Annotated in this window: 19 protein-coding genes and 1 tRNA gene; 12 read left to right on the forward strand and 8 right to left on the reverse strand. The window is 42.6% G+C overall.

Translation table 11 applies throughout. The features are described from left to right. Positions 1-19: 19 nt before the first annotated feature. Entirely contained in the window at positions 20-2,194 is a 2,175-nt protein-coding gene (locus J2W55_RS03255; protein ID WP_310091933.1) for a glutamine synthetase III family protein, read from the reverse strand. Positions 2,195-2,793: 599 nt separating this feature from the next. Between J2W55_RS03255 and J2W55_RS03260 the strand changes: the two genes are divergently transcribed. The 3 genes from J2W55_RS03260 (at position 2,794) to J2W55_RS03270 (ending at position 6,378) form a co-directional block, all read left to right on the forward strand. Beyond that, a complete protein-coding gene (locus J2W55_RS03260; RefSeq protein ID WP_310091934.1) occupies positions 2,794-4,416 on the forward strand; it encodes an ammonium transporter in 1,623 nt (540 codons plus the stop codon). Positions 4,417-4,616: 200 nt separating this feature from the next. After that, complete coding sequence (locus J2W55_RS03265) at positions 4,617-5,654, forward strand: outer membrane beta-barrel protein (protein WP_310091936.1); 1,038 nt, start codon at positions 4,617-4,619, stop codon at positions 5,652-5,654. 130 nt (positions 5,655-5,784) lie between these two features. Then, positions 5,785-6,378 carry a DUF4468 domain-containing protein gene (locus J2W55_RS03270; protein ID WP_310091938.1) on the forward strand — a complete coding sequence of 198 codons (594 nt, stop codon included), beginning with the start codon at positions 5,785-5,787 and terminating at the stop codon, positions 6,376-6,378. Between the two features lie 535 nt (positions 6,379-6,913). Here the strand turns inward: J2W55_RS03270 and J2W55_RS03275 are convergent. Then, a complete protein-coding gene (locus J2W55_RS03275) occupies positions 6,914-8,221 on the reverse strand; it encodes an ammonium transporter (RefSeq protein ID WP_310091939.1) in 1,308 nt (435 codons plus the stop codon). 837 nt (positions 8,222-9,058) lie between these two features. Between J2W55_RS03275 and J2W55_RS03280 the strand changes: the two genes are divergently transcribed. Next, entirely contained in the window at positions 9,059-9,889 is an 831-nt protein-coding gene (locus tag J2W55_RS03280) for an energy transducer TonB (RefSeq protein WP_310091941.1), read from the forward strand. Between the two features lie 142 nt (positions 9,890-10,031). Here the strand turns inward: J2W55_RS03280 and J2W55_RS03285 are convergent, their stop codons facing one another. Next, entirely contained in the window at positions 10,032-10,487 is a 456-nt protein-coding gene (locus J2W55_RS03285; protein WP_310091942.1) for a GNAT family N-acetyltransferase, read from the reverse strand. Between the two features lie 379 nt (positions 10,488-10,866). Between J2W55_RS03285 and purL the strand changes: the two genes are divergently transcribed. From purL to J2W55_RS03305, 4 genes are read left to right on the forward strand one after another with little or no spacing between them, the layout of a single operon-like run. Beyond that, positions 10,867-13,089, forward strand: a complete 2,223-nt coding sequence (purL, locus tag J2W55_RS03290) for a phosphoribosylformylglycinamidine synthase subunit PurL (RefSeq protein WP_310091944.1) — start codon at positions 10,867-10,869, stop codon at positions 13,087-13,089. Beyond that, positions 13,089-13,478, forward strand: a complete 390-nt coding sequence (gloA2, locus tag J2W55_RS03295; RefSeq protein ID WP_310091946.1) for an SMU1112c/YaeR family gloxylase I-like metalloprotein — start codon at positions 13,089-13,091, stop codon at positions 13,476-13,478. The genes purL and gloA2 overlap by 1 nt, the downstream gene beginning before the upstream one ends. A gap of 2 nt (positions 13,479-13,480) precedes the next feature. Continuing rightward, entirely contained in the window at positions 13,481-14,194 is a 714-nt protein-coding gene (locus J2W55_RS03300; RefSeq protein ID WP_310091950.1) for a tRNA1(Val) (adenine(37)-N6)-methyltransferase, read from the forward strand. Between the two features lie 58 nt (positions 14,195-14,252). Next, the gene (locus J2W55_RS03305) at positions 14,253-14,750 is read left to right on the forward strand and encodes a metallophosphoesterase family protein (protein WP_310091952.1); all 498 of its coding nucleotides are present in this window, start codon (positions 14,253-14,255) and stop codon (positions 14,748-14,750) included. A 62-nt stretch (positions 14,751-14,812) separates the two neighbouring features. Here the strand turns inward: J2W55_RS03305 and J2W55_RS03310 are convergent, their stop codons facing one another. Together J2W55_RS03310 and J2W55_RS03315 are read right to left on the reverse strand one after the other, a co-directional pair. Further along, positions 14,813-15,499: a hypothetical protein gene (locus tag J2W55_RS03310; protein WP_310091954.1), complete on the reverse strand. Its 687-nt coding sequence runs from the start codon at positions 15,497-15,499 to the stop codon at positions 14,813-14,815. 65 nt (positions 15,500-15,564) lie between these two features. Beyond that, the gene (locus tag J2W55_RS03315) at positions 15,565-18,360 is read right to left on the reverse strand and encodes a TonB-dependent receptor (RefSeq protein ID WP_310091955.1); all 2,796 of its coding nucleotides are present in this window, start codon (positions 18,358-18,360) and stop codon (positions 15,565-15,567) included. Positions 18,361-18,486: 126 nt separating this feature from the next. Between J2W55_RS03315 and J2W55_RS03320 the strand changes: the two genes are divergently transcribed. Then, positions 18,487-19,056, forward strand: coding sequence for an acyl-CoA thioesterase (locus J2W55_RS03320; RefSeq protein ID WP_310091956.1), 570 nt, complete (start codon positions 18,487-18,489; stop codon positions 19,054-19,056). Positions 19,057-19,198: 142 nt separating this feature from the next. Here J2W55_RS03320 and rnhA read toward each other — a convergent pair whose 3' ends face one another. Further along, the gene (rnhA, locus tag J2W55_RS03325; protein WP_310091958.1) at positions 19,199-19,669 is read right to left on the reverse strand and encodes a ribonuclease HI; all 471 of its coding nucleotides are present in this window, start codon (positions 19,667-19,669) and stop codon (positions 19,199-19,201) included. A gap of 80 nt (positions 19,670-19,749) precedes the next feature. Next, positions 19,750-21,852 carry a heavy metal translocating P-type ATPase gene (locus tag J2W55_RS03330; protein WP_310091962.1) on the reverse strand — a complete coding sequence of 701 codons (2,103 nt, stop codon included), beginning with the start codon at positions 21,850-21,852 and terminating at the stop codon, positions 19,750-19,752. A 117-nt stretch (positions 21,853-21,969) separates the two neighbouring features. Here J2W55_RS03330 and J2W55_RS03335 point away from each other — a divergent pair. From J2W55_RS03335 to J2W55_RS03345, 3 genes are all read left to right on the forward strand, one after another. Then, positions 21,970-22,043, forward strand: a tRNA-His gene (locus J2W55_RS03335). Positions 22,044-22,216: 173 nt separating this feature from the next. After that, the gene (locus J2W55_RS03340; RefSeq protein WP_310091964.1) at positions 22,217-23,479 is read left to right on the forward strand and encodes a phage integrase SAM-like domain-containing protein; all 1,263 of its coding nucleotides are present in this window, start codon (positions 22,217-22,219) and stop codon (positions 23,477-23,479) included. A 423-nt stretch (positions 23,480-23,902) separates the two neighbouring features. Further along, a complete protein-coding gene (locus J2W55_RS03345) occupies positions 23,903-24,082 on the forward strand; it encodes a hypothetical protein (protein ID WP_310091966.1) in 180 nt (59 codons plus the stop codon). 230 nt (positions 24,083-24,312) lie between these two features. Here the strand turns inward: J2W55_RS03345 and J2W55_RS03350 are convergent, their stop codons facing one another. After that, a complete protein-coding gene (locus J2W55_RS03350) occupies positions 24,313-25,413 on the reverse strand; it encodes an NHL repeat-containing protein (protein ID WP_310091969.1) in 1,101 nt (366 codons plus the stop codon). Between the last annotated feature and the right edge of the window lie 264 nt (positions 25,414-25,677).

The raw sequence follows: 25,677 nt of genomic DNA on the forward strand, positions 1-25,677 counted from the left end.
TAATGTAATTGAAACGAAATTATTTTATAAATAACAGCTCCCTGAATTTTGGTAACGGCCATAAGGTGTCATCAATCAGTTGCTCCAATTTGTCAACCTGGTAGCGGATTGGCTGAAAGAACGATTTTACCTTTTCGTCATAATCAATAGCACGCTGACGGATATCGTCAATAGCATTGGCTTTTTTGCGCTCGTTAACCATTTGCTCAACATTGCTCTTGATAAAGTTTACATGTTCCGCAATTTTATTGATAATGTCTAATTGGGCAGCGTAAGTGGTATCGGCCAGGCCAAGGTCTTTTAAGCCTTTAACATTTTCAATTAACCTCGACTGATAAGTTATCGCGGCCGGGATGATCACGTTCATAACCAGTTCGCCAATAACGCGGGCTTCTATCTGGAGTTTTTTGTAAAAACTATCCAGCAAAATCTCATGGCGCGCATGGGCTTCGCGCGGGCTGAATACACCGGTTTCGGCAAAGAGTATATCTGATTTTTCTGATAACAGGGCGTCAAGCGCTTTAGGCGTGGTTTTTACATTAGATAAGCCTCTTTCTGCCGCTTCTTTTTCCCAGGCCTCGCTGTACCCGTTGCCTTCAAAGCGGATGTTCTTTGATTCCTTAATGTATTTTTTAATCACCATTAATAAGGCAAGGTCTTTTTTCTCGCCTTTTTTAATGAGTTTGTCAACATCGTATTTGAATTTTTTAAGCTGATCGGCCACTATCATATTCAATATGGTCATGGGGCTTGCCGAATTTGCTGATGAGCCAACAGCCCGCAGCTCAAACTTATTGCCGGTAAATGCAAAAGGCGAGGTACGGTTACGATCGGTATTATCAGGTAAAATTTGCGGTATTTTGGGGATGCCCTGCCATAACAGGTTATCTTCCTTGATTTTTTTGCTGATCCTTGAGGTCTCTATCTCATCAAGCACATCATTAAGCTGGCTACCCAGGAATATCGAAATAATGGCTGGCGGCGCTTCATTGGCGCCCAAACGATGGTCGTTATTTACCGAGGCTATAGATGCCCTTAACAGGTCGGCATGTTCATAAACCGCTTTGATGGTATTTACAAAGAAAGTAAGGAACATGAGGTTATTTTTAGGCGTTTTGCCGGGCGATAACAGGTTTTTGCCTGTATTGGTTATCAGCGACCAGTTATTGTGCTTGCCCGAGCCATTAATACCCGCGTAAGGTTTTTCATGCAACAGCACTTTAAAGTTGTGGCGTTTGGCAACCCTGTCCATCAGGTCCATTAACAGTTGGTTATGGTCAATTGCCAGGTTTATTTCTTCATAAATAGGAGCGCACTCAAATTGCGATGGTGCAACCTCATTGTGCCGTGTTTTTAATGGTATACCTAATAATAAGGCTTCGGCCTCCATATCCTGCATATAAGCATATACACGTTCAGGTATCGATCCAAAATAGTGGTCTTCCAGCTGCTGGTTTTTGGCCGATATATGGCCAAACAGCGTGCGGCCTGTCAGGTACAGGTCGGGCCGGGCATTAAATAAGGCAATATCAACCAAAAAATACTCCTGCTCAATACCCAATGAGGCGTTTACCTTTTCAATACCTTTATCAAAATAGTGGCAAACATCAACCGCTGCCTTATCCAAAACATTAAGGGCCTTTAATAAAGGTACTTTATAATCAAGCGCTTCGCCTGTATAGGATACAAATACGGTTGGTATACATAAGGTACGGGCCATTAAAAATGCCGGCGATGAGGGGTCCCAGGCGGTATAGCCGCGGGCCTCAAAAGTATTGCGAATACCGCCGCTTGGAAAGCTGGAAGCATCTGGCTCCTGTTGCGCCAGGGCATCGCCCGAAAAACGTTCAATCGACCCTCCGTCGGCAGTAGGTTCAAAAAAAGCATCATGCTTTTCGGCTGTAGTGCCGGTAAGCGGTTGGAACCAGTGTGTATAATGTGTTGCCCCTTTACCCAAAGCCCATGATTTCATGGCGGCGGCAATTTGCTCGGCAAGGTCGCGCGGAATTGGCTCTCCTTTTTCAATTGAATTGACAATACCCTCATAAGCTTCGGTTGAAAGGTATTCCTTCATTTTCTTTTTATCGAAAACGTTAGAGCCAAAATAATCTGAAATTTTTGAAGAAGGCGGTTTCACTTCAGGTATGGATCTGCTCAGAACGTCCTGCAGTGCTTTAAATCGGATGTTAGACATAAGATATGCGGTTTAATAAAAGGCAAATTCAAAAATAGAACTATCATTTAAATAACCCATAAAAATTGAAGGAAATATGATGTAAATAACAAATCATCTTCATTGCCCGGGTTTATGCTTTAAATAAATTATTGTTGTTTAAACTGATTGAAAAGTGCTAATTGGATGGTTTTTTATTGGTTTTTTTCGATTTAGCCTGTTTAAAGTGTGGTTTTTTGGATAAAAGATGTGTTTTTGTTAAAATTATTGATGGTAATTTCAATTAATACGCTTTAAGTATTCAAAAGACATTAAAATTAATTCCAATTTTGTGTTTTGATTTACAATTTTCGTAAATGTTTAATAAAATGTTGTTATTTTTTTGTTAAAAATTTGTTATTGTTAAAATAACTACATAATTTCAGAAAATAATTTACAGAAACATGATAATTATTGTGTTTTTAATAAAATTTAAGAAGATTATAGCCTTGAGTTCGGTAATTATGATTTTTTGGGAGACTTTGAGGAGGATTTTTTGCAGTGCAATCAAACAAAATTTATATACACAACAATCAAACTAAATTAATTTAAAAAAACAATCAAACTAAATTAAAAAACAAATGAAAGTAAGTTCAACAAAACACAACCTCCTGAGTGCAGTCCGACAACTGTCACGTGAGAAATGGGCGCTGGGAGCTACCATTCTAACAGGAAAGATGATTGGTTTATTGCTGGTACTTGTGGCAATGGTTAGTTTACCCGGTATATTGGGTACATCGGCCCATGCTGCCGATACCTATACCGCTCATGAAACAGCACTGATCAATACCGTAAACACGGTATGGACCCTGGTTGCGGCCTTTTTAGTATTTGGTATGCAGGCGGGTTTTGTTATGCTTGAAGCTGGCTTTGCCCGCAAAAGAGAAACGGTGAACGTTTTAATGGAATGTATTTTTGATACATGCCTTTGCGGGTTATTGTTTTATGCAATAGGTTATGCCTTTATGTTTGGTAATGGCAATGGTTTTATTGGTTGGGGCGGACTTGGTGCTGACGGAAAAACCATTACTAACTGGTTCTTTTTACAAAACACCCCTGCTACTTATGGCGCAACAGGTATCCCAATTTTGGCACACTGGATATTTCAGTACGCTTTTGCCGATACCTGTTCAACCATAGTTTCGGGTGCAATGATAGGCCGTACAAGTTTCCGCGGCGACATTTTATACAGTATAGGTATTACAGGTTTTATTTATCCAATAATTGGTCACTGGGCGTGGGGTCCGGATGGTTTCCTTGCATTAATGGGAACTTCAGGTATCTTCCAATCTATAAGTGCACAACCTTTCCGTGATTTTGCAGGTTCAACTGTGGTGCATACCATAGGCGGTGTAGCTTCATTGGCTGGCGCTATGGTATTAGGGCCACGTTTAGGACGCATATTTGCCCGCGATGATAAAGAAAAAGGAGGCTTACCTCCGGGTCATAACTTATTAGTAGCCGCCGTGGGTGGTTTCTTACTATGGTTTGGCTGGTATGGTTTTAACCCGGGTAGTACACTGTCTGCAATGGACGGAGCCGGTATAGGCCGTGTTGCTGCCAACACTACGCTTGCTGCCTGCGCCGGTGGTTTTACCGCCATGCTTGCCGCGCTTTGGTGGGGCCCTACAAAAGGCAAATTTGATTTGGCCTTTACTATAAACGGCTTTCTTGCCGGGTTGGTTGCAATTACCTGTCCATGTTACTGGGTAAGCCCGCTGGGTTCAATTTTGCTTGGCGGTGTTGCCGGTTTCATCATATTTGCCGGTGTTTATATTGTTGAGTGGTTCCGTATAGATGATCCGGTTGGCGCATTTTCTGTTCACGGCTTAAATGGCATTTGGGGTACTTTATCTTTAGGTTTATTTGCATCTGGTCAGTTTGGCGCTACAGGCCCAACCGGTGCCGATAACTCAGCTCCCGTTACAGGCTTATTTTATGGTGGAGGTTTTGGTGTACTTAAAGCGCAGGCTATCGGCAGCTTTACCATCACTGCCGCGGTGTTTATAGTAACATTTGCTATGATGTACATCATTAACAAATTGCCTAACCCATGGAGACTGCGTGTTGAAGAGCATGGTGAGGTAGGTGTTGGTGGTCTTGACATATTTGACCACGGTATTGAAGTTTACCCGGCCCAGGAAGAAGAGGTTAGCTTAAGCGGTCTTTTTGACAAAGGAGTAAAATCAACTTCAGAAGTTTAAAAAGAATAGATAACAGTATTCTGTATAAGATAAGTAAAACCTTGTGCGGTTGGTTAGCGGCTTTTTATGATAGCCAGCTGCACAGGGATTTTTTATGCCGACGATAAAAGATCCCTAAATCAATTAAGTTACTGTTCTGTAGTATTTTATCAATCAAAATCAATTAACAATTAAAGTTTATTCACAATTAAATCGTTATCATGAAAAAAACAGCTTTACTTTTATGTTTGTTTTCTATCGCGGCTTTTACAGTTAAAGCCCAGGACAGTACCAAAACAGATCCACCGTTGGTAATAACGGGATCTGTTGACGCGTACTATAAATATGACTTTTCCAAGCACGCTAATATACCTACCAGCTTTGCAACGGACCATAACTCCATGTCGATAGGTATGGTAGATCTTGGACTGAAGAAAAAGGTGGGCAAAGCAGCCTTTGTAGGCGAGCTGTCGTTTGGTCCCAGGGGGCAGTCACAATCAATCCCTAACGCGGGTGACAATGGCGATTCATTCCATATCCAGAACCTGTACATGTCATACGATGTGACCGATAAGTTTGTACTGACCGGTGGTTACATGGCAACCTTTATTGGTTATGAAGTGATAAGCCCGGTAGGTAACTTTAACTACTCTACCTCGTACATGTTTACCAATGGTCCGTTCCAGAATGCAGGTTTCAAAGCCACCTATACCTTCTCAGACAAAGTAAGCCTGATGGCGGGTATCTTTAATGATCAATGGAATGCGTATAAGGCCAATACAGGCTTAAATAACTTTGGCGCCCAGCTGATGATAGCCCCGGTAAAAGGCTGGACAGCATACCTGAACGTGATAACCGGCGGAACAGCAGGTACCGAGTTTGACCTGACCACCGCTTACCAGATCACTGACGCATTTAAGCTGGGATTGAATGCTGCTGATTACAAAGCTACCAATGGCACCAAGGGCGGGTTTACCGGCGTGGCGCTGTACCCTCAGCTGGCCGTATCAAAAGATGTGACCTTGGGTTTAAGGGGTGAGTATTTTAAAACCAAGAGCGGCGACTTTTTGCTGGCAGGCCCAACACCTGGCGAGCATGTAACGGCAGTAACATTTACCGCCAACATCAAGGCCGGTCCGCTATCATTGATCCCTGAGTTCAGGTTAGATAACAACTCGGCCGAAGCGTTTACCAAGAGCTCGGGCGAGCCTTCAAAAAATGCTTCACAGTTTGTTATAGCAGCTGTATATGCGTTTTAAAAAATAAATGATATCTTTTTACCAAAAGCCGTTCCGATTAACCGGAGCGGCTTTTATCTTTATAGCAAAAAACGGAGTAAAAAAAACAACCGGTTCAGGTTTGCTTCGATACTAAAAATAACCCATGCTGATGAAAAATATATTGATGGCCCTTATTGGGATCCTGTTTGCCCAGGCTGCGGCCGCGCAAAAGGATTCACTGTCTTTTGATGAAAATGATAAATACATCTATTATCAAACAGCCAGTCAGCCCGGTTTAAATAAGGATACCTTATATAACAGGGCGCTGTATTTTATGAAAACGGCGGCTCTTAAAAATAAACTCACCCTGGTTACAGCCGATAAGGAACAAGGGGTGGTAACGGGTAAGGGGAGTTTCCCGGTATCAAAAAAAGCATTTATAACGGCCCATGAAGATGGCGCCATAAGCTACACCGCAAGGATTGAGGTTAAAGACTCCAAATATCGCTACTGGTTTACCGACTTTGTGTACACGCCATACCAGCGTAACCGTTACAACGCCTATGAGCCTGTACCTGGCATTAATATAGCCATGGAACACACGCAGGGTAAAATTGAAAAGGACGACTTTAATGAATACCTGAAAAGGATGCTGCTCAACAGTAAACAGGTAGGTGGCGTTTTAAAGGCTTATATGCTTAAAACATCATCCCTGCCTAAGGAAGATAAAAAAATCAAGAAAATATCGACAAAGGAGTGGTGAGATAGTGAGTGGTGAGTTGGTGAGTGGTGAGTCGTGAATAGTGAGTTGCAGTAATGAATGGTGATTCGGTGAGCCTTTATTAAACAATGAAGTCATGCCGAACTTGTTTCGGCATCCCATCATTAAGGCTGTATAATAGAAATGCTAACCGGCCTGAGAGTTCCTGAAACAAGTTTAGGATAACCTGTTCTCTTTTCTGCGAAGGTAGACACCTCATGGCAGCGGAACCAAAGATCTTCGCACGGCTGAGTCCTGGCGGTTCTATCGAAGAAGATGCTTCACTCTGTTCAGCATGACAAACTTCTTTTTATGTCAATTGTGAGCTATGGTGTGGTACTCGCACTCATACAGGGCTAATATGCACCGCTCGCGATTGCCCGGTACCAGCAATGACGGCCTTGTTGACAAACGCTTTTTGCAACACATCACGTGTAAGAAGGAATAAAACCAATCGGGTTTATGAAATAAAAAAGCCGCATTTTTAAAAATGCGGCTTTAGTTTTTTTAGTTATTGGTTTGATTTTGTAAAGAAAGATTAAAGTCCTTCATCGTGCTGACTTGCGTCAAGACCTGCCAGTTCTTCTTCAGGTGTTACGCGCAGCTTGCTGATCATATCGGTAATTTTTAACAATATTAATGAGCCAAAGAATGCAAAGGCGGAAACGCCTATTAAAGTTACGAGGTGAATAAAAAATAAATGGGTTTCGCCGTAATATAATCCATTGCCGGTGGTATTGGCTGAGTTTACATTTTGATGTGCAAATACACCGGTTAATAACATACCAACCATACCGCCTACACCATGGCAGGGGAATACGTCAAGGGTGTCATCAATGCTGGTTGATGTTCTCCAGATCACAACCAGGTTACTTACCACTGCGGCAACAATACCTATAATTAGTGAATGGGGTATGGTTACAAAACCGGCCGCGGGTGTAATGGCTACAAGGCCTACAACTGCACCTATACATGCGCCCATAACGCCTGGCTTTTTACCACGCAGTATGTCAAAGAATATCCAGGCCATTGCAGCGGCTGCCGATGCGGTAGTGGTGGTAGCCAGGGCTGTTGCAGCCAGCGTGCCCGAACCTAATGCCGAGCCGGCGTTAAAGCCAAACCAACCAAACCATAATAAACCTGTACCTAATAGTACATAGCTTATACGGGCAGGAGAGTGTGCCTGGTCGTTACGTTGTTTTAAATACAATGCCGACGCAAGGGCCGCCCAGCCTGCAGACATGTGTACAACAGTACCCCCTGCAAAATCAAGTACACCTTTACCAAAAAGGAAACCGTCCGGGTGCCAGGTGGAGTGGGCAAGGGGGGCATAAATAAATACCATGAACAGGCAAAGGAATATTACATAAGAGTTAAAGCGGATACGCTCGGCAAACGCGCCGGTGATAAGGGCCGGGGTAATTACCGCAAACTTTAACTGGAACATGGCAAACAGCACCAACGGTATGGTTGGGGCCAGTTTCCAGGTAGCATTGCCCAGGGTGCCTTTCATCATAAAAAAGGTACGCGGATCGCCAATGAAACCGCCAATGGAGTCGCCAAAGGCAAGGCTAAATCCAAAAATAACCCATATTACAGTAATAACGCCCATACAAACAAAGCTTTGCAGCATGGTTGAGAGCACATTTTTTTTACTAACCATACCGCCATAAAAAAACGCGAGGCCAGGGGTCATAATCAGTACAAGTGCAGTACTTACCAATAACCAGGCTGTGTCGCCGGTATCAATTTTACTGTCTTTAATGGTTGTAAGGGTAACGGATGGATTTATAAGAGCAAGTATAATTACAATTATAAGTACGCCAAAGGGTATGAATTTTTTCATGTTTCGGGTTTTAGGGAAAGTTATAAAGTTTATTAATACTGCCTGGTACCCAATCAAAATACCAGGCAGTATTAAAGTTAATAAATTACCGGCACCCAATCAAAATGCCGCAAAGTATTAAAACTAAATTTTAAAAAAACAATAAAATCCAGGTGCTTAATCAGGGCATCCGGATGAAATTGTTTTTCTACTACCAAAAAGCGTGAAACGGAAAAAGAATGAGTTTGCGAAACCGTGATAATTCACTTGTGCCGAAGCCGCAAATGAAATTTAAATATTTAATTCCTACCGCATGAAAAGCAGGATCGTGGTAAAAAGCGTGCAGTGAATGCGTTCCGCGATGTTGTTGCTGAATATTAATTATCTGTACGGGTATATTATCAATGCTATACTCGTAATTAAAAGGCTTATGATTTGGATTTGCTGCTCTTATTGCTGCTTTTTTTTGGTCTTTATGATTAAAATGGAAGTTAACTCCCCTTGCGGACGTCGAAAAGCCCGAAAAAAGGAGAAAAATAAAGGCAGTAAATTGGTAAAGCCTGTTAATCATGTTTAAAAGTAATAAAAAATTAAAATAAATACATGTTTTTTATAAATATTTTAACTTTTTATATGTTTGAATGATAAATATGCAGGTAATTGTGCTTTAAATCCTCGTAAATCACAGTAAATGTTAAAAAAAAATAATCTTTTTGGATTTATTTCATCTGAAATAATCATTTATATGAAAAACCGCAAAATGATGAAATTTTGATGAAATTTATTTTAAAATAAATGTTGTTTTATAAAATATTATATATGTATATTCGTTTTATAAGAAATTTAATTCTGATAAATATGAATGTTGCCAAATTTGATTTGTACAACGCCGAGTGGCTCGACCTTGTATTTGACCATCGTAACAAAGCGTACGGTGCTTATGATTTAAGACGGCATTATAGCCGTAACATGGTAAAAGCCATGGGGTTCACCTTTGCGGGTGTGGCCGTATTGGTTGCGGCAAGCATTATTTTTAAGCCAAAGCCCACACCAGCCCTGCGGATAATTGACGTGCCGATAATCGATATGAAGCACATCAAAACAGAAAAGCTAATTGAGAAACCAAAAGTCGCGCCGGCTAAACCGGCCGCTCCGCCAAAGCCAGCGCCTGCATTGAAAACGGTTCAGAATTTGCCGCCTGTTGTTGTGCCTGCCGACCCGCCGGTACAACCCCACACCACCGCTGAATTATTGAAAAGCACAATAAGTAATGTTGACAGCAAAGGTGTAGATAAGCCCGGCAATGTTTTGGGCGACAAGGCTGATAAGGGTGATGGCCCTGGCGTTGCCCAGACTGACAATAAAGTGTATTCTCCCGGAGAATTACTCGAAGTAATGCCCGAACCAATTGGCGGTGCGGCTGCCTGGGCCAAATTCCTGCAAAAAAACTTAAGGTTCCCGGCAGTTGCGCAGGAGCAGGGTGTTTCGGGTAAGGTTTTTCTGAGCTTTATTGTTGAAAAAGACGGTCATTTATCAAACATAGTGGTTGAACGCGGCGCAGGATATGGGTTTGATGAGGAGGCCTTGCGTGTGCTCAAACTGGCCAAAGCCTGGAGGCCCGGCGTTCAAAACGGGCAACCGGTACGTGTTAAATATGAAATTCCAATTAATTTTCAGTTAAGCGAATAACAAGGCAGAGGTATTTATATGATCAAGATAACGTGGTTTTATAGCGCTTCAAAGGGGGAAACAGAAATCGTTACATAACCACAAGGGCAAGCGGATTATTTTTCGCTTGCCCTGTTTATAATATAGAATATGTTATAAAGTGTCATAATGCTTTTTTGAAACAGATGCTATCCGGCAGATCAACATATGGTCCGTATTTAGGGATAGGCTTATAGCCGGCTTTTGGATATAAGCCCAATGCCTCTACTTGTTTAGCACCGGTTTCTAACACGGTATGCTTAAATCCTAAACTGCGCGCCCAGTCTTCCAGCTCGTTCAATATCATCTTGCTGATGTTATTTCCCCGCGCTTCCGGCCTAACAAACATTCTTTTAATTTCCACGGCTTCGGTATCGTACAGTTTAAAACATCCACAGCCTGCAGGTTTATTGTCTAAATAAGCTATAACAACGGTGTCAATTTTTTCAATTATGTTATGCTGATCATAAATGTCCATCATTTCGCCGTTGCGGCGGCGCAGGTCAGCATCAAGTTCACTGATCAGGGTTCTAAAATCGGGGTTATCACTGTTGGTTCTGATGAGGTGGATGGGGTTCATGCAGCAAAATTAGGGAATTGGGGACAAAAGGCACGAGGATAACGGCTTCAAAATGTTTCTCGGCAGTATATGCTTACTTAACCTTAAATCCCCGCTGTTCAAAGTGCCGCTGCGCGCTGTTCGAAGTCAAAGACTTCGGACAGCGGAACTTCAGATAGCGACCTGTAGTTTGCAACTACATTGAAAATCCGGTAGTCTGAAGACTATCTTCATAATGGCCCGAAGTCAGAGACTTCGGACAGCGGAACCGCGATAGAAGTAACTTTCAACATAGCGCACCTGTGCTCACTTACCCGCCCAAAACCTTTCGCCTTTTACCTTTCTCCTTTCACCCTTTTTTCTTAATTTTGCGCATCCTTTCAAATAAAACAATAGTACATTGGAGCACCTGGAATTAACCACCGTTGAAACCGCCAAAGATTTAGGCTTATTACCCGAAGAATTTGAACGTATTAAAGAAATATTAGGGCGAGTACCCAATTTTACCGAACTTTCTATTTTCGCCGTAATGTGGAGCGAGCACTGCTCATATAAAAACTCTATCACCTGGCTTAAAACTTTACCTAAGGATAGTCCGCGCATGCTGGCAAAAGCAGGTGAAGAAAATGCCGGCCTTGTTGATCTGGGCGATGGCATTGGCTGTGCTTTTAAAATAGAATCACATAACCATCCGTCGGCATTGGAGCCTTACCAAGGTGCTGCAACAGGTGTAGGTGGTATTAACCGCGATATATTCACCATGGGAGCCAGGCCCATTGCTCAGCTCAACTCGCTGCGTTTTGGCGATCTTACCCTTGATAAAACCAAATGGCTTGTTAAAGGTGTGGTAAAAGGCATTAGCCATTATGGTAATGCCTTTGGTATTCCAACGGTAGGCGGCGAATTGTTTTTTGACGATTGTTATAATGTAAACCCCCTGGTTAACGCTATGTCGGCGGGTATTGTTAAAGCGGGCGAAACCGTTTCGGCAACCTCATACGGCGTGGGCAATCCGGTATATATCGTTGGTTCTGCAACCGGTAAGGATGGCATTCACGGCGCGGCATTCGCGTCAAAAGATATCACCGCCGATTCTGTTAACGATTTGCCGGCCGTACAGGTAGGCGACCCGTTCCAGGAAAAGCTGCTGCTTGAGGCTACTTTAGAAGTAATAAAGACCGGCGCTGTAGTAGGCATGCAGGATATGGGCGCTGCCGGTATCATCTGCTCCAACTCCGAAATGTCGGCAAAGGGCGAGCATGGTATGCGTATTGATCTGGATAAAGTGCCAACCCGGCAGCCAAATATGAAGCCTTACGAAATTTTACTTTCCGAATCGCAGGAGCGTATGCTTATTGTGGTATACAAGGGACGTGAAAAAGAAGTAGAGGCTGTTTTTGATAAATGGGACCTGAACTGTGCCATCATTGGCGAAGTTACCGATACCCAACGTTTAGAATATTACATGCACGGCGAAAAAGTAGCCGATGTGCCTGCTGATGATCTGGTATTAGGTGGCGGTGCGCCTGTTTATCAGCGCGAATACCGCGAACCTGCTTATTATGCCGAAAATCAGAAATTCAATATAAACGATGTACCTGAACCGGCTAACCTGGTTGAAGTTGCCGAACATTTGGCAGCACACCCTAACCTGGCTTCAAAACGCTGGGTAACCGACCAGTATGACAGCATGGTGGGCGTACAAACCATGACCGCCAACCTGGCTTGCGATGCGGCGGTTGTTGCGGTTAAGGATACTGATAAAGCAATTGTATTAACAACAGACTGTAACTCACGCTACGTTTATGCCGATCCATATAAAGGTACGGCTATTGCCGTTGCCGAAGCAGCACGTAACATCACCTGCGCCGGTGGCGAACCTGTGGCCATAACCAATTGCTTAAACTTTGGCAACCCTTATAATCCTGAGGTTTACTGGCAGTTTGTAAGTGCCATAAAAGGTATGGGCGATGCCTGCCGTAAGTTTGAAACCCCGGTTACAGGTGGTAACGTAAGTTTTTATAACCAGTCGGCAGATGGTGGTTCAGTATTCCCTACGCCAACCATTGGTATGCTTGGGGTAATGGATAATGTAGATAATATCATGACCGCCGACTTTAAACAGCCCGGCGATTCCATATATTTAATTGGCGAATCGGTAAATGATATCGCGTCGTCGCAATACCTGGCCTCCTGGCATAAAATTTTAAAGGCGCCGGCTCCTTATTTTGATATTGATAAGGAATATGATATGCAGCAAACCATAAAAGGGCTTATCAAGCACCGCGTCATAGAATCGGCGCATGACGTGGCCGATGGCGGTTTGTACATTGCACTGTTAGAGGCAGCTATGCCAAACGGACTGGGCTTTGATATTGAAACAGACGACACTATCCGTAAAGACGCTTTCCTTTTTGGTGAGGCGCAGGGTAGGGTAATAGTAACTGTAGCCCCCGAAGAGCAGGAACGCTTTATTGAATTTATGGCTACCAGTGAGGTTGAATTTAGCTTGCTGGGTACCGTTAACAATGGTTTCCTGAATGTAGATCAGGAGTTATTTGGACATGTTACCGATTTGAAGATGGTTCACAGCAATGTGCTGCACACTATTTTAGGTGAATAATGCTGAAGCTGAACAAGATCCATCATATAGCTATCATTTGTTCTGACTATCAGAAGTCGAAGCATTTTTATAGTGAGATACTGGATTTTAAAATATTATTGGAAGCTTATCGTGAAGAGCGGCAATCATACAAGCTTGATCTGGAAGTGGGCAACCAATACCAGATCGAGCTTTTTTCATTTCCGGAGCCGCCGGCCCGCCCGTCGCGCCCCGAAGCTGCCGGGTTGCGTCATTTAGCTTTTGAGGTTGATGATATTGATGAGGCAATATCCCACATCAAAGCATTTGGAATAGTCATTGAACCTGTCCGCATTGATGAGTTTACCGGCAAACGCTTTACTTTTTTTGCCGATCCGGACGGTTTGCCGCTGGAGCTTTATGAAAAATAGCGATGGCGAATATTTTTCGCTTTAAACAATTCAGCGTTGACCAGGCCGGCTGCGCCATGAAGATCAATACAGATGGCGTTTTGTTGGGTGCGCTAACCGCTGCAGATAAACCATTATCCATATTAGACATTGGCACAGGTACCGGCGTAATTGCCCTGATGCTGGCCCAGCGTTTTGCCAATGCCCATATTGATGCCTGTGAGATTGATGAAAGCACCGCTACAACTGCCGCAAGCAATTTTAAGAACTCGCCATTTGCCGATAGGCTCACTTTGCATCCATCGGGTTTTGAGGCATTTTTTGATGCTTATCCCGAAAGGAAATATGATCTCATCGTTTCCAATCCGCCATTCTATATTAATTCGCTACAATCGCCAGGGGTAAAGAAAAATTTAGCCAAACACGCAGGTGCTCGTTTTTTTGACGAATTGATGCTGGGCATATCTGATCACCTTGCTACTGATGGTGTTTGCTGGCTGATATTGCCAGTGGGTACCGCCGCAATGGTTAAAAATTTAGCAGTACAACATCGGCTCTATCTGCAAAAAACGATAAGCATTTGCTCTTTTAAAGACGATGAACCCCACAGGGAAATATTGGCTTTTGGTTTTGGTGCAGATGGGGCAGATGAGGAGCGCTTAGTAATTTATGACGGGCTAAAGGTTTACAGCAAGGGATATCAGGAAATATTAAAAGAGTTCCTGACAATTTTTTGATCAATTTTTCTGCGCCCTTGTTTCCCGACTAATGTTTCTTGTCTCTATATTTACCCCCATGACCCGCATAGGCCTTATATCTGATACGCATAGTTACCTTGACGACGCAGTTTTTAAGCATTTTGAAAATTGCGATGAAATTTGGCATGCCGGCGATTTCGGTACCCTGGAGCTGGCCGATAAACTGGCTGCTTTTAAGCCGTTAAAAGGAGTATATGGCAATATTGATGGTAAAGACGTGAGGCAGGTTTACCCGGAAAACCTGCGTTTTAATTGTGAAGGAATTGATGTGTGGATGACCCATATTGGTGGTTATCCGGGTAAATACAGTCCCGCGGTAAAAAAGGAGATCTATTTAAATCCGCCAAAGCTGTTCATTTCCGGGCATTCGCACATATTAAAAGTAATGCCCGATAAGGCCATTGGTTGCCTGCATCTTAATCCGGGTGCCGCCGGCCAGCAGGGCTGGCATAAGGTACGTACCCTCATGCGTTTTAATATTGATGGTGATAAAATTCAGGACCTGCAGGTTATTGAACTGGCAGGCAGGTGGTGAGTATTAATTTTAGTTGAAGGGGCTGTTTTTATTTCCCGTTAACTACTGTATCGTTATCTCCTTTAAAGCAGTTCCAGTCCGCCATCATAATCAATATTGCATTTGATCATGATACGGCAGCCAATGGGTTCTCCGTTAAGGGTAGCAGGTATAAACACTTTATCCTCTTCGTTCGGCATATCCGTATTCATGTTAAACACTTTTTCATAATTGCCGCTGAATATATGTACCTTAAAATCAGCCAGGCGACCGCCCGGGCTCACCAGCAACTCAACAACCGCGTAGGATACTATCCTGCTAATGTCCATCAGGTTTGCGGGCAGTTTAAAGGCGTTTACATAGGGCAGATATCCAAAATACCTGCCGCCAGCCTTAACGGGTTTAGTGGTGTGGTCGGTATCGGTTAAAAGCTTATCAACAAAGTACCGCAGGTTTGAAGTGGTGTCCTCAACAGCTTCAAATAACAATGCTTTGTTGGTATAATCATAGTTTTGAAGCAGGTGCCCATGCCGGTCATAAAAATGCCATACACCCGTTTTTTTGTCGTTTAAGAAATTGCCGCTGGCTACAGCTATATTTTTATCGGTCACGGCCTGGTACAAGCCCTGGCGAATACCTTTATTGCTTTTTAATACCGATATTTTTTCAATTATCTGGTTGTTAAGCCTGTGCTTATGTATGGTGGTTTCCTGAGCAAAGCCGGCATTTAAATAAAACAGGGCGACAATTAATAAGGTAATACTTTTCAACAGAAATTAATTTGGGTAAATATAAAACAGCTTTTACATAATGTCAAAACATCGTCCCGTTTAAATCAGCCCCTGCCGCCGCCTCTTCTGCCGCCGCCAACGCCATTCCTTCTATTGCCACCGCCACCCCCGCCGGGCCTGCTGCCCGAAAATTTTTGAAGGCGCAGGGTAAACGAAAGCATAAAATACCTGCCCAACCGGTTGGTGCGGGTATCAATGATCTGGTTACCGGCAATGGTACGGCTTACACCTTTGTTTTCATCAAAAAGGTCAAACGCCTGGAAACGCAAAGAGGCAATATGTTTTTTCAGGAACTGGTATTCAAGATAAGTGCTCAGCAGGGTAGGGTTAGCCTTTACCGTGCTGCTAAACCCATGATTGATGGTTTGTGATAAGTTATAGCCCAGCACCCAGCTGTAAAAGAAGTAGTTGCGCCCATCTAAGCCTAATGTCCAGGTGCTAGCGTTGGTGTTTAATGACGAGGGAAGACTGTAACGCGTGGTGTTGATACTATAATTGCCGCTTATTTCAGTATCCATAATGCTGTCAATATCTGCCCTTATCCTGATGCCCTGGTTCAACACCCAGTTTTTGCCGGTATTACGCTGGTCTTCAATATATGATACATTATTACTATAACCGGCACCCCCGTTCAATGATACGGTGTATTTGCGTTCGGCAAAAGGTTTTGAAAAGGAGTAGTTACCATTTATATTGTAAAGGCCATTGGTATTCAGATAGCGTGTTTCCTGGATGGTAGTATTGTGCTGATTGGTGCCACCGCCCGCCGTTGAGGTGGGATTGACAACCGGCGAGGTATTGGTGACGATGGCATTCTGTGTTTCGGAGAATGATAAATTGGTAAACAGCGAATTGCCGCTGGCAATATCAAACTGGTTATAACGCAGGTTCAAATTATTAGTGAATGAAGGCTTAAGATCCGGGTTACCATAAATCCGGTTTTGCGGGTTTGAATAATCGGGCTGTACCTGCAACTGCGTAAATGACGGCTGGCTGTTTGAGCCGCTATAATTAACCGTGAAAGAATGATTGCGCGAAAAATTGTATATAAACCTTGCTGTAGGTATATAATTCATGGTATTGGTATTAAAGCGCTGATTGTGCGATTGGCCGTTGAGTGTTGACGGTTGCACGGCCATGCCTATCGTATAATTATATTTTTGGCCAATGCCCCTTAAGTTTAGGCCAAAGCGGTTAGTGATAAACTGGCTGTTATAAACAGTACTTAACGAGTCGACGTAAGTTTGGGCGCCGGTAACAGGGTCAAGCCGGTAATTATAACGGTTATTATCGGTGTTGGAGTAGTTGTAGCTGTAATTGGCCTCCAGGTAGGTTGTTTTGCCAATTGGCTCCATGTATGATAAACGGAAATTTACCCGTTGCGAACTGTTGTTGGAGTTTATCTGCTGAAAAAGCGGCGTAACAACAGAATCCTGTTTAGTGGTATATTCATCATGAAGGCTTTGATCGCCTTTGGAGAGATTGAGGCCGGCGCTTACGCTAAAATTACGTCCCTTTTTATGGAATTTATGATTGTATAGTACATTGATGCCGCCGCTTTGAGAGTTGGCATTGGTTAGGGCCAGCTCATTACCGGTAACCAGGGTGCCATTCCGGGTGTTGCTAAAAACATCGGTACTTATGTCGTTTGATGTATTGTACGAAAAGCTGGGGTTTATTTTTAAATAATTGGTAGTATCCATCTTATACTCCATATTAAAATCAAACCGGTGGTTTATGCCGTGGTTATGGTCTTTGCTGTCATCTGTATTTATCAGTGTGCCCGATTGGAAAAGGTTTTGCTGTACCGTAGTTGTGTTTTGATCCCTGTCTTTATCAGCAAAACTGTAACTGCCATAAACAGTCATCTTTTTGCTCCAGTCGTCGCGGTAATTGGTGCCCACGGAGCGGTTGGTGGTAATGCCGTTTGCCGTACTTACCTGCGACCCTCCTCCGCCGCCCCCTCGACCCGCGCGACCGCCCCCGCCGCCACCGCCTCCAAGATTAAATGAGTTGGTGTTGTTATTGTTTAACGTGCCGATAAGAGCTATCTGGCGCGCATCCAAAAAAGTATTGGCCGACAGGCGTGCCTGATAACGGTCGTCATTGCCGGCACCAACGCTGCCCTGGCCAAAGTTGCCCCTGCTTTTTCCCTTTTGTATGGTAATGTTCAATACTTTATCGGGGTCGCCGGTTTTTACACCGGTTAAATTGGCCTGGTCGCCATAGTCATCAATCACCTGGATATTCTCAACAATATCGGCAGGCAAATTTTGCGTGGCGGTTTGTACGTCACCGGTAAAATAATCCTTACCGTTTACCCTCACCTTGCTTACCTGTTTGCCATGGGCAGTAACATTGCCATCTTTATCAACCGTTACACCGGGCAGCTTTTTAAGCAGGTCTTCCACCGGTGATCCTTCCCGAACCTTATAAGCGCTTGCCTTGTATTCAACAGTATCTTCTTTTATGGTGATGGGATTGGCGGCTGCAACAATGGTAACCGTTTTTAAAAAGTTGGTTTGGATCTTTATTTTAATAGGATCAAGCTTTACAGGCCGGGTATCATCGTCTATAGTATAACGGCGCACAAGCGTTTGGTAACCTATACCGCTTATGGTTATTTTAAAGCTTTTTGATACTACAACCGGAAAATTGAATGTGCCTGTAGTGCTGGTGGCAACAACAATACTATCTTTTTCAGATGTTAACTTTACATTGATGCCCGGTACCGAGCCTATGCTGTCAACCACCCAGCCGTTAACCTCGCGGCTTTGCTGTGCAAAAGCTTGAGTAAAAAAAGTGAAGCAAATAAAAGTAAGTAGTAGGTGTCTGGTCATAGCTTAGGTTTAACTTAGGCAATAGACCACAAAGGTTTAATTAAGTTTAACAGATTAACTGTATGTAATACAATTGTTGCAATTATTACCTGTTGATGCTTAAACTTGTAACAAAATATATATCACATGACAGCCCTCACCGATCAAGCCGATTATAAAACGGTTGGTTTTTCACAAACCACTATTACTGAACTGATGATACCTTCATACTCCAATTTTGGAGGAAAGATACATGGGGGCATCCTGCTGTCGCTTATGGATAAAGTGGCCTACGTGTGTGCTGCTAAACACGCGGGTAATTATTGCGTAACCGCCTCAATTGATACCGTTGATTTTTTGCACCCCGTTGAGGTGGGCGAACTGGTGTCATTGATGGCGTCGGTTAATTATGTAGGTAAAACATCATTGGTGGTAGGTATCAGGGTAGTATCAGAAAATATCAAGAACAATTCGGTATTGCATACCAATACCAGTTACTTTACCATGGTTGCCAAAGATGACAATAACAAACCGGTAAAGGTGCCCGGCCTTATACTGGAAAACCGCGAACAGGTAAGGAGGTTTATTGAAGCCCGCAGACGTAAAGAGATTAAACAAAGCTATATGAAAGAGGTGGAGCAAATACAAATGCCGGATAATTATGAGCATTGTATTGCCATGCTTTTAGGTGAACGCTGCCTGGTGGCGGGAGAGTGAAGGGAACGCTTGAATTCGTGGTAAAAGAAGTCGCATCCCTCTCCGGTAGGGCGGGCTAAAGCAAAATCTCCTCTTATACCGAGGAGATTTAGCGGGAGCATTCGTACCTTATAGTAATGAAATTTTTTATCTTGAAGATTACTTACAATAATCCGGCTTTTGCGTTCTCCACCTCAAAAACAGAATCTATTAATAATCCCTTTTGTTTACCGGCAGCTACAGCCAGCTCGTCGCAACGCTCATTTTCTGGGTGCCCGTTGTGACCGCGTACCCAGGTGAATTTGATCTGGTGCTGTTTACTGATATCAAGATAACGCAGCCAAAGATCCTTGTTCTTTTTACCTGCAAAACCTTTTTGCAGCCAGCCATTTACCCAGCGTTTTTCAATGGCATCTATCACATATTTAGAATCAGAAAATATCATAACCTGCTGGTTGGGCGTTTTTATTGCCTCGAGGCCTTTAATTACAGCCATGAGCTCCATGCGGTTGTTGGTGGTTTTGCGGAAACCCTCAGACAGTTCTTTATAATGCTTGCCTGAGCGCAAGATTACTCCATATCCCCCCGGTCCCGGATTTCCGCTTGATGCCCCGTCTGTAAAAATTTCGATCATGATGCAAATATAGTAAGCCCCCCGGCCCTCTAAAGGGCAAGTGAACTTTTTTATTAATATATTAATCAAAAACGCGCGCTTTATGGAGCAGGAGGGGTAATCTTCTTCACCTTCAACCTTAACGAATTACCAATTACCACTACATCAGAAAAAGCCATGGTAAAGGCGCCGATCATGGGATTTAACAAACCTAATGCTGCTACGGGTATAGCTATAATATTGTAGGCAAAGGCCCAAAAAAGATTTTGTTTAATAGTGAGCAAGGTGTGTTTACTAATCTGTAAAAACTGAATGACTGAATGCAGGTCGGTATTTAACAGCACCACCCCGGCCGACTGTATGGCCACGTGGCTGGCATCATTCATTGATACGCCTACATCGGCCCTGGTAAGGGCGGGGGCATCGTTTATGCCATCGCCTATCATAATGGTTTTGCCTTTTTGTCTGTAGATGTCAATAACTTTCAGCTTTTCGTCGGGCAGCTTTTCGGCATGTATATCTTTAATACCTATCGCAGCGGCAACTTTTATACAACGGTCTTTTTTATCGCCGCTTAACAATACCGGTTTTATACCCAATTTTTTAAGTTGGGCTATAAGCGCTGTTGTTTCGGGTTTTATCTCATCGTCAATAGCTATTTGTGCCAATAGCTTCTGATTTTTATAAAGTGCGAGGTTAAAATGGTCGTCTTTGTGGAGCCTGGCCGTTCCCAGGAAATAATTATTGCCCTCTACATCTTCGGCACGCATGCCCAGGCCTTTCTCTTCACGGGCAACCTTTAACACTAAATTTTTTTTCGGTAAGTTTTTAAGGCCATTAACCAACGATCGCGCTATCGGGTGGTTTGATCTTTCTTCTATAGCGATAATGACACCCCGTATCAGCTCCATATCAACACCCGCTTCGGCCCTGATTTCATTAATGCGGAACTTGCCTGTAGTTAAGGTGCCTGTTTTGTCAAACACAACATATTTGGTATTCGCCACGGCTTCAATTGTATCACCGCCTTTGATCAATATACCGTTTTTGGCTGCACGACCTAAACCAACCATTACCGCGGTAGGTGTGGCTAATCCCATAGCGCACGGGCATGATATTACCAGCACCGCTATGGCATTCATAAGCGAATGCTGTAAACCGACATGACCAGCATAGTAAGTTATGATAAAGGTAAGCAAGGCTATCCCGAGTACAGCAGGTACAAATACGGCAGCAACTTTGTCGCCCAGTTTTTGTATAGGGGGTTTGGCGGCCTGGGCTTTTTTCATCAGGTCAATGATTTGTGACAGGACGGTATTGGAGCCTACTTTGGTAGCCAGCATGTGTATATTACCGTTGAGCAGCAAAGTGCCGCCGATAACGGTATCATATTTTTCTTTTTCAACAGGTAAACTTTCGCCTGTCAGCATAGCTTCATCAACCGATGCGCTGCCTGACAGTATTTCGCCATCAACAGGTATTTTATCGCCCTGGTTAACCAGTAGGGTATCGCCCGGGCGCACATCTTTAGCGCTGATCACTTCAATCCCCCCGTTGATAACCCTGTTGGCGTTAACCTGCTGAAATTTGATCAGGTCTTTTACCGCCGACGTAGTTTGGGTAACTGAACGTTTCTCAAACAGGTTACCCAACAACACAAGTGTAATGATGGTGGCGCAGGTTTCATAAAACTGATATTGTTCGCCTAAATTTTGAATGGTGCCAACCAAGCTGTAAATAAATGCCGATGTTGACCCAATAAATATCAATACGTCCATATTAGGCACGCCGCTTTTAACCGAACCCCAGGCGCTCTTGCCAAAGTGTAAACAGCCAACCATAAATACCGGCAGGCATAGCAGCAATTGCACCACAGGCTGATGCAAAAAATGCCAGGGTAATATCATGTGCAGCAGGAGCGGGGCGGTAAACAGGGCGCAGAAGATAAATTTATTCTCCACCTTTTCATAAAATAGAGGAGGATGTTGCGAAATATCATCAACAACTTTAAATCCCAAGTTTTCTATTCCTTTTATTACTTTGGGGAGTTTTGTATTGTCGCTGGTTGAAAACTTCACCTCTTCGCTGGCAAAATCAACCAAAATATTATGTAAACCTTTTTTTTCGAGCAGTTTATGTACAGATAGGGCGCAATTATTACAATGCATTCCTGTAACGTTCAGTTCAATTAATTGCTCAGCCATAGACAACAAATTTAGCGATTAATTAAAATCGTTCTAAATTAAACACGTAAGCCAAATGTAATTTTAAAAAGAGTTTGCAAATAGGCATAAGATTTCTATTTTTGCACTCTCCAAACGGTAGATGTAGCTCAGTTGGTTAGAGCATCGGTTTGTGGTACCGAGGGTCGTGGGTTCGAGCCCCATCATTTACCCATTTCTAAAAAGCCTTTTTACAGCAGTAAAAGGGCTTTTTTTATGCCCTAAGGGCGGTTTTTCGATAAAAATAAAATTCGTCAGTTGAAAGCTGATGCGCTGTGTTTAACACGAAAAACTGCCCAACTTGACGAAAATGTTTTACAAATGTTTTACAACGGATTTCGTCAGGATGGCTACAATCAAGGAAGTGGTACTCAAACACCACAAAAAAGAAGACGGTACTTACAACATTAAGTTTCGATTGACTCACAATCGAAAAGTTACTTACATTAACACAAACCATTTTGCTGGGGAAAAGCAGCTTAAAAAAGACTTTACGATAAAAGATAGGTTTTTGCTTTCCGTGATTTCCACCGAAATCGCAAAATACCGAATGAGGTTGCTGGAGTTGGATTGTATGCTGATGCATTTGGACGTAAAGCAATTGGCAAATCGTTTAGTTCAACCCGATGAAAACGCCGTAATTGATATTATCGCTTTTGCAAGGCAATATGTGAGCGAACTAAAAGAGCAAGGCAGGAATGGGACTGCGTATCCGATATTAACAGTTATAAATAGCTTGTGTGATTATTTCGGAAGTCAAAAGGTGGAGATAGAAAGAATAAATTCGATAATGTTGCCCGACTATGAAAGGTACCTAAGAAAGGAAAGAAGGTTCAAACGTAAAAATCAATTCGGCAAAGATGTTTATTATGTTAGCAAGGGGCTTTCTGATTCTGGTCTCCATAATCACATGCGTGACCTGAGAACCCTTTTCAACGCTGCAAGGGACAGGTTTAACGATGAAGATCTGGGCTTGATCAGCATCAAGCGCTATCCCTTTAAAAAGCATAAAGTAATTGAGGCTCCGATGACGGCCAAAAGAGCGTTAACTGTCAAACAAATAGTTAAAATCATCGGGTTTAAATGTAATCCAGGTTCACGTGCAGAATTAGCAAAGGAGATTTTTCTTCTGTCATTCTATATGTGCGGCATGAACGCTAAAGATATTTATGACCTTAGCCAATCGTCCATCTCGAATAAAAGGGTTAATTATAATAGATCTAAAACCAGAAGCCGAAGGAAGGATAGCGCGTTTATAAGCATAAATTTAATTCCAGAGGCATCTCCGCTACTGTTCAAATATATAAACCGACTCCGCGAGAGATATGCGGATTCCAGTAACTTTAATAAAGCACTGAATAAGGGGTTGAAGGAAATCGGTGAGGCAATAGATATTTCATCATTGACGGCGTATTGTGCTCGTCATTCATTTGGTAGTATAGCTCGGAATGAATGCCGGTTTTCAAAGGACGATGTTGCATTTGCACTAAATCACATTGATCATAGCACAAGAACTACAGATATTTACATTAAGCCTGATTGGAGGATAATTGATGATGTGCAGTTTAAGGTCGTGTCATTGTTAAAGAAATGCAGAGATAAACACTAACAGCTTGTTCGACATTTAGTAATATAGTTCTTCTAATGGGTGCGGTTCACGAGTTCAGAACCATGTGTCTCTACGCTTTAATGGCGCTGTTTTGGCTATTTTTTTCGAATCTTCTCTACGAATTACCCTGTTTCCATCGTTTTACCTTGAGGCGGATAGCTAGGGTTCTGAACCATATGCGTTTCCGCTTCACTGAGGCGTTTTTTGATGATTTTTGAACTTGAGCGATACGAATAACGCATTTTTTTCATTTTCACCTTTTGGCGGAGAGTTAGGGTTCAGAACCTATGCGCTCTACGCTTTACTGATGCTGTTTTTGGCAAGTTTTTCTATGCCTGTATTATACCAACATTCGTTACTAGGTAACAAAATGAAGAATATACTTTATCGTCAGCTTTACTAAAAGGGCTGCACTTATAAACTATGCGTCCATCTTTATTCATATCAACTGATAAATCACCTCTGGTTAGCATAGAAGAGATAATTAGTTTTGTAGATAAGGCGATTGCGAGTAATAAGAAAATAAAGGAAATTATCGCCCTTATCAATCTACCTGTAGAAGAAAGGATAGATTCCATAAATGAAGTAGTTGTTTCCATGTGAAAATGTTTAGATTAAAAATATATTTTTTAACGGTGATAGAAAATTACCCGTAGGTGATCATAAACCTCCTTTTTTAAACTTTAGAACTAATTTTTTTTTCGGAAAAGAAGTTGATCAAATGAAAGCTTGCAAGAAAATGATGAGACCTGGGATCATCATTTTTTATAAATAATTGATAAATAGTAATGACGTCTGAAGTTGACAGAATCAAAATCAATTCTGTTCCTATCTTACTGCCTCGCTATTTTCCGAATGGCTGAATGGACTTGGTCTGCTACGAATATACCATTCGGATTTACGGTTATCCCTGTAGGAGTATTGAAGCTGGCCATTGCCGCAGGTCCATCCTTCAAAGGATCATTCTCAGATATGTTTCCGGTTATAGGTGTTAGAACTTTATTATACGAAAGATGGAACAATTGGTTTGACACCACTTTATTTCCGTTACTAAAAGACCTGACAAAGAAAATGACATTTTCATGTGGGGAAAGATTAAAGTCTTTGTCCCGTTTGGTTACGGCAAAAGCTACTATGTAATGAAGATTCTTATAATCAGGTTTCAATCTATACAAAGTGGTTACTAGGCCGGCCTGGCTAACTTTCCGGATGCTTTGTCCTACATCGCTACCTGCGCCATCTACAACCCAAAGGTTACCGTCTTCTCCAAATTTAACATAAGTTGGATAAGTGAAATGTGCGTTTTCCCCTTGTCCGTCTGCATAGCCACTGACACCCTTTTTCCCTGCCAGTATGCTGGTAACCCCTTGTTTTGTGAGTTTAATAATCCGTTGATTTTGATAATCAGGAATGTAAATGCTGCTGTCAGGTGCTATGGCTAGATCAAGAATTTGGGTAAGTTTTTCGTTAACCTTCAAAACGGTGATCTTTTTGTTTCGGTCTACTTTTACGATCGCATTGGTATCAATATGGCCATCGTTACTCAAAAACCGGCTGATAAAATAAAGACTTCCGTTCGCCCCGGCCTTGATACCGGAAGGACTGTTATAATTTAAGTATTTTCTATAGATTCCCTGTGGACTGACTTTGTAGATTACGTTGCTGAAAGGCAAAGTAACAAACATTGACCCGCTAACCTCACTGCATATATAAAAAGGATATGGCAAAACTGCCAAGCCGCTACTGGTATTGCCTCCAACTACTGTGCTCACCATGTAAGATGTCGTTGATGAACTTACGATAGCATTGGCATAACTCAACTCGTTTTTGTCGGATGTATTAGACTGTAGAGCGTCCTTTTTACAACTTTGGAAAGATAACATCCCCAATATGCATATGCTTAGTGGAAACCGTTTAATAACGTTTGCTTTCATGGCTTATTGAATTGGTTCTACAAATTTATTTGAATTAGGCATTAAAATATATGTGAAAGAAACTTGTGCAAAAGTTGTGGAGATCTGGCCTTGTTTTATGATAGCCCAAGCTAATTCGACATTGCTGCCACTCGATTGCAAAACAAAGACCAGCAAGGATCGCTGAACCAAAAGGCTGGTAGGCATAATACCGGAAATGTGAGTTGATGAATCTCTTATCGTCCGATTTTATAACCAATTTAGGGTTCGTTAAGAGGCGGTTGG

The organism is Mucilaginibacter pocheonensis (assembly GCF_031456535.1).
GTDB lineage: Bacteria > Bacteroidota > Bacteroidia > Sphingobacteriales > Sphingobacteriaceae > Mucilaginibacter > Mucilaginibacter pocheonensis.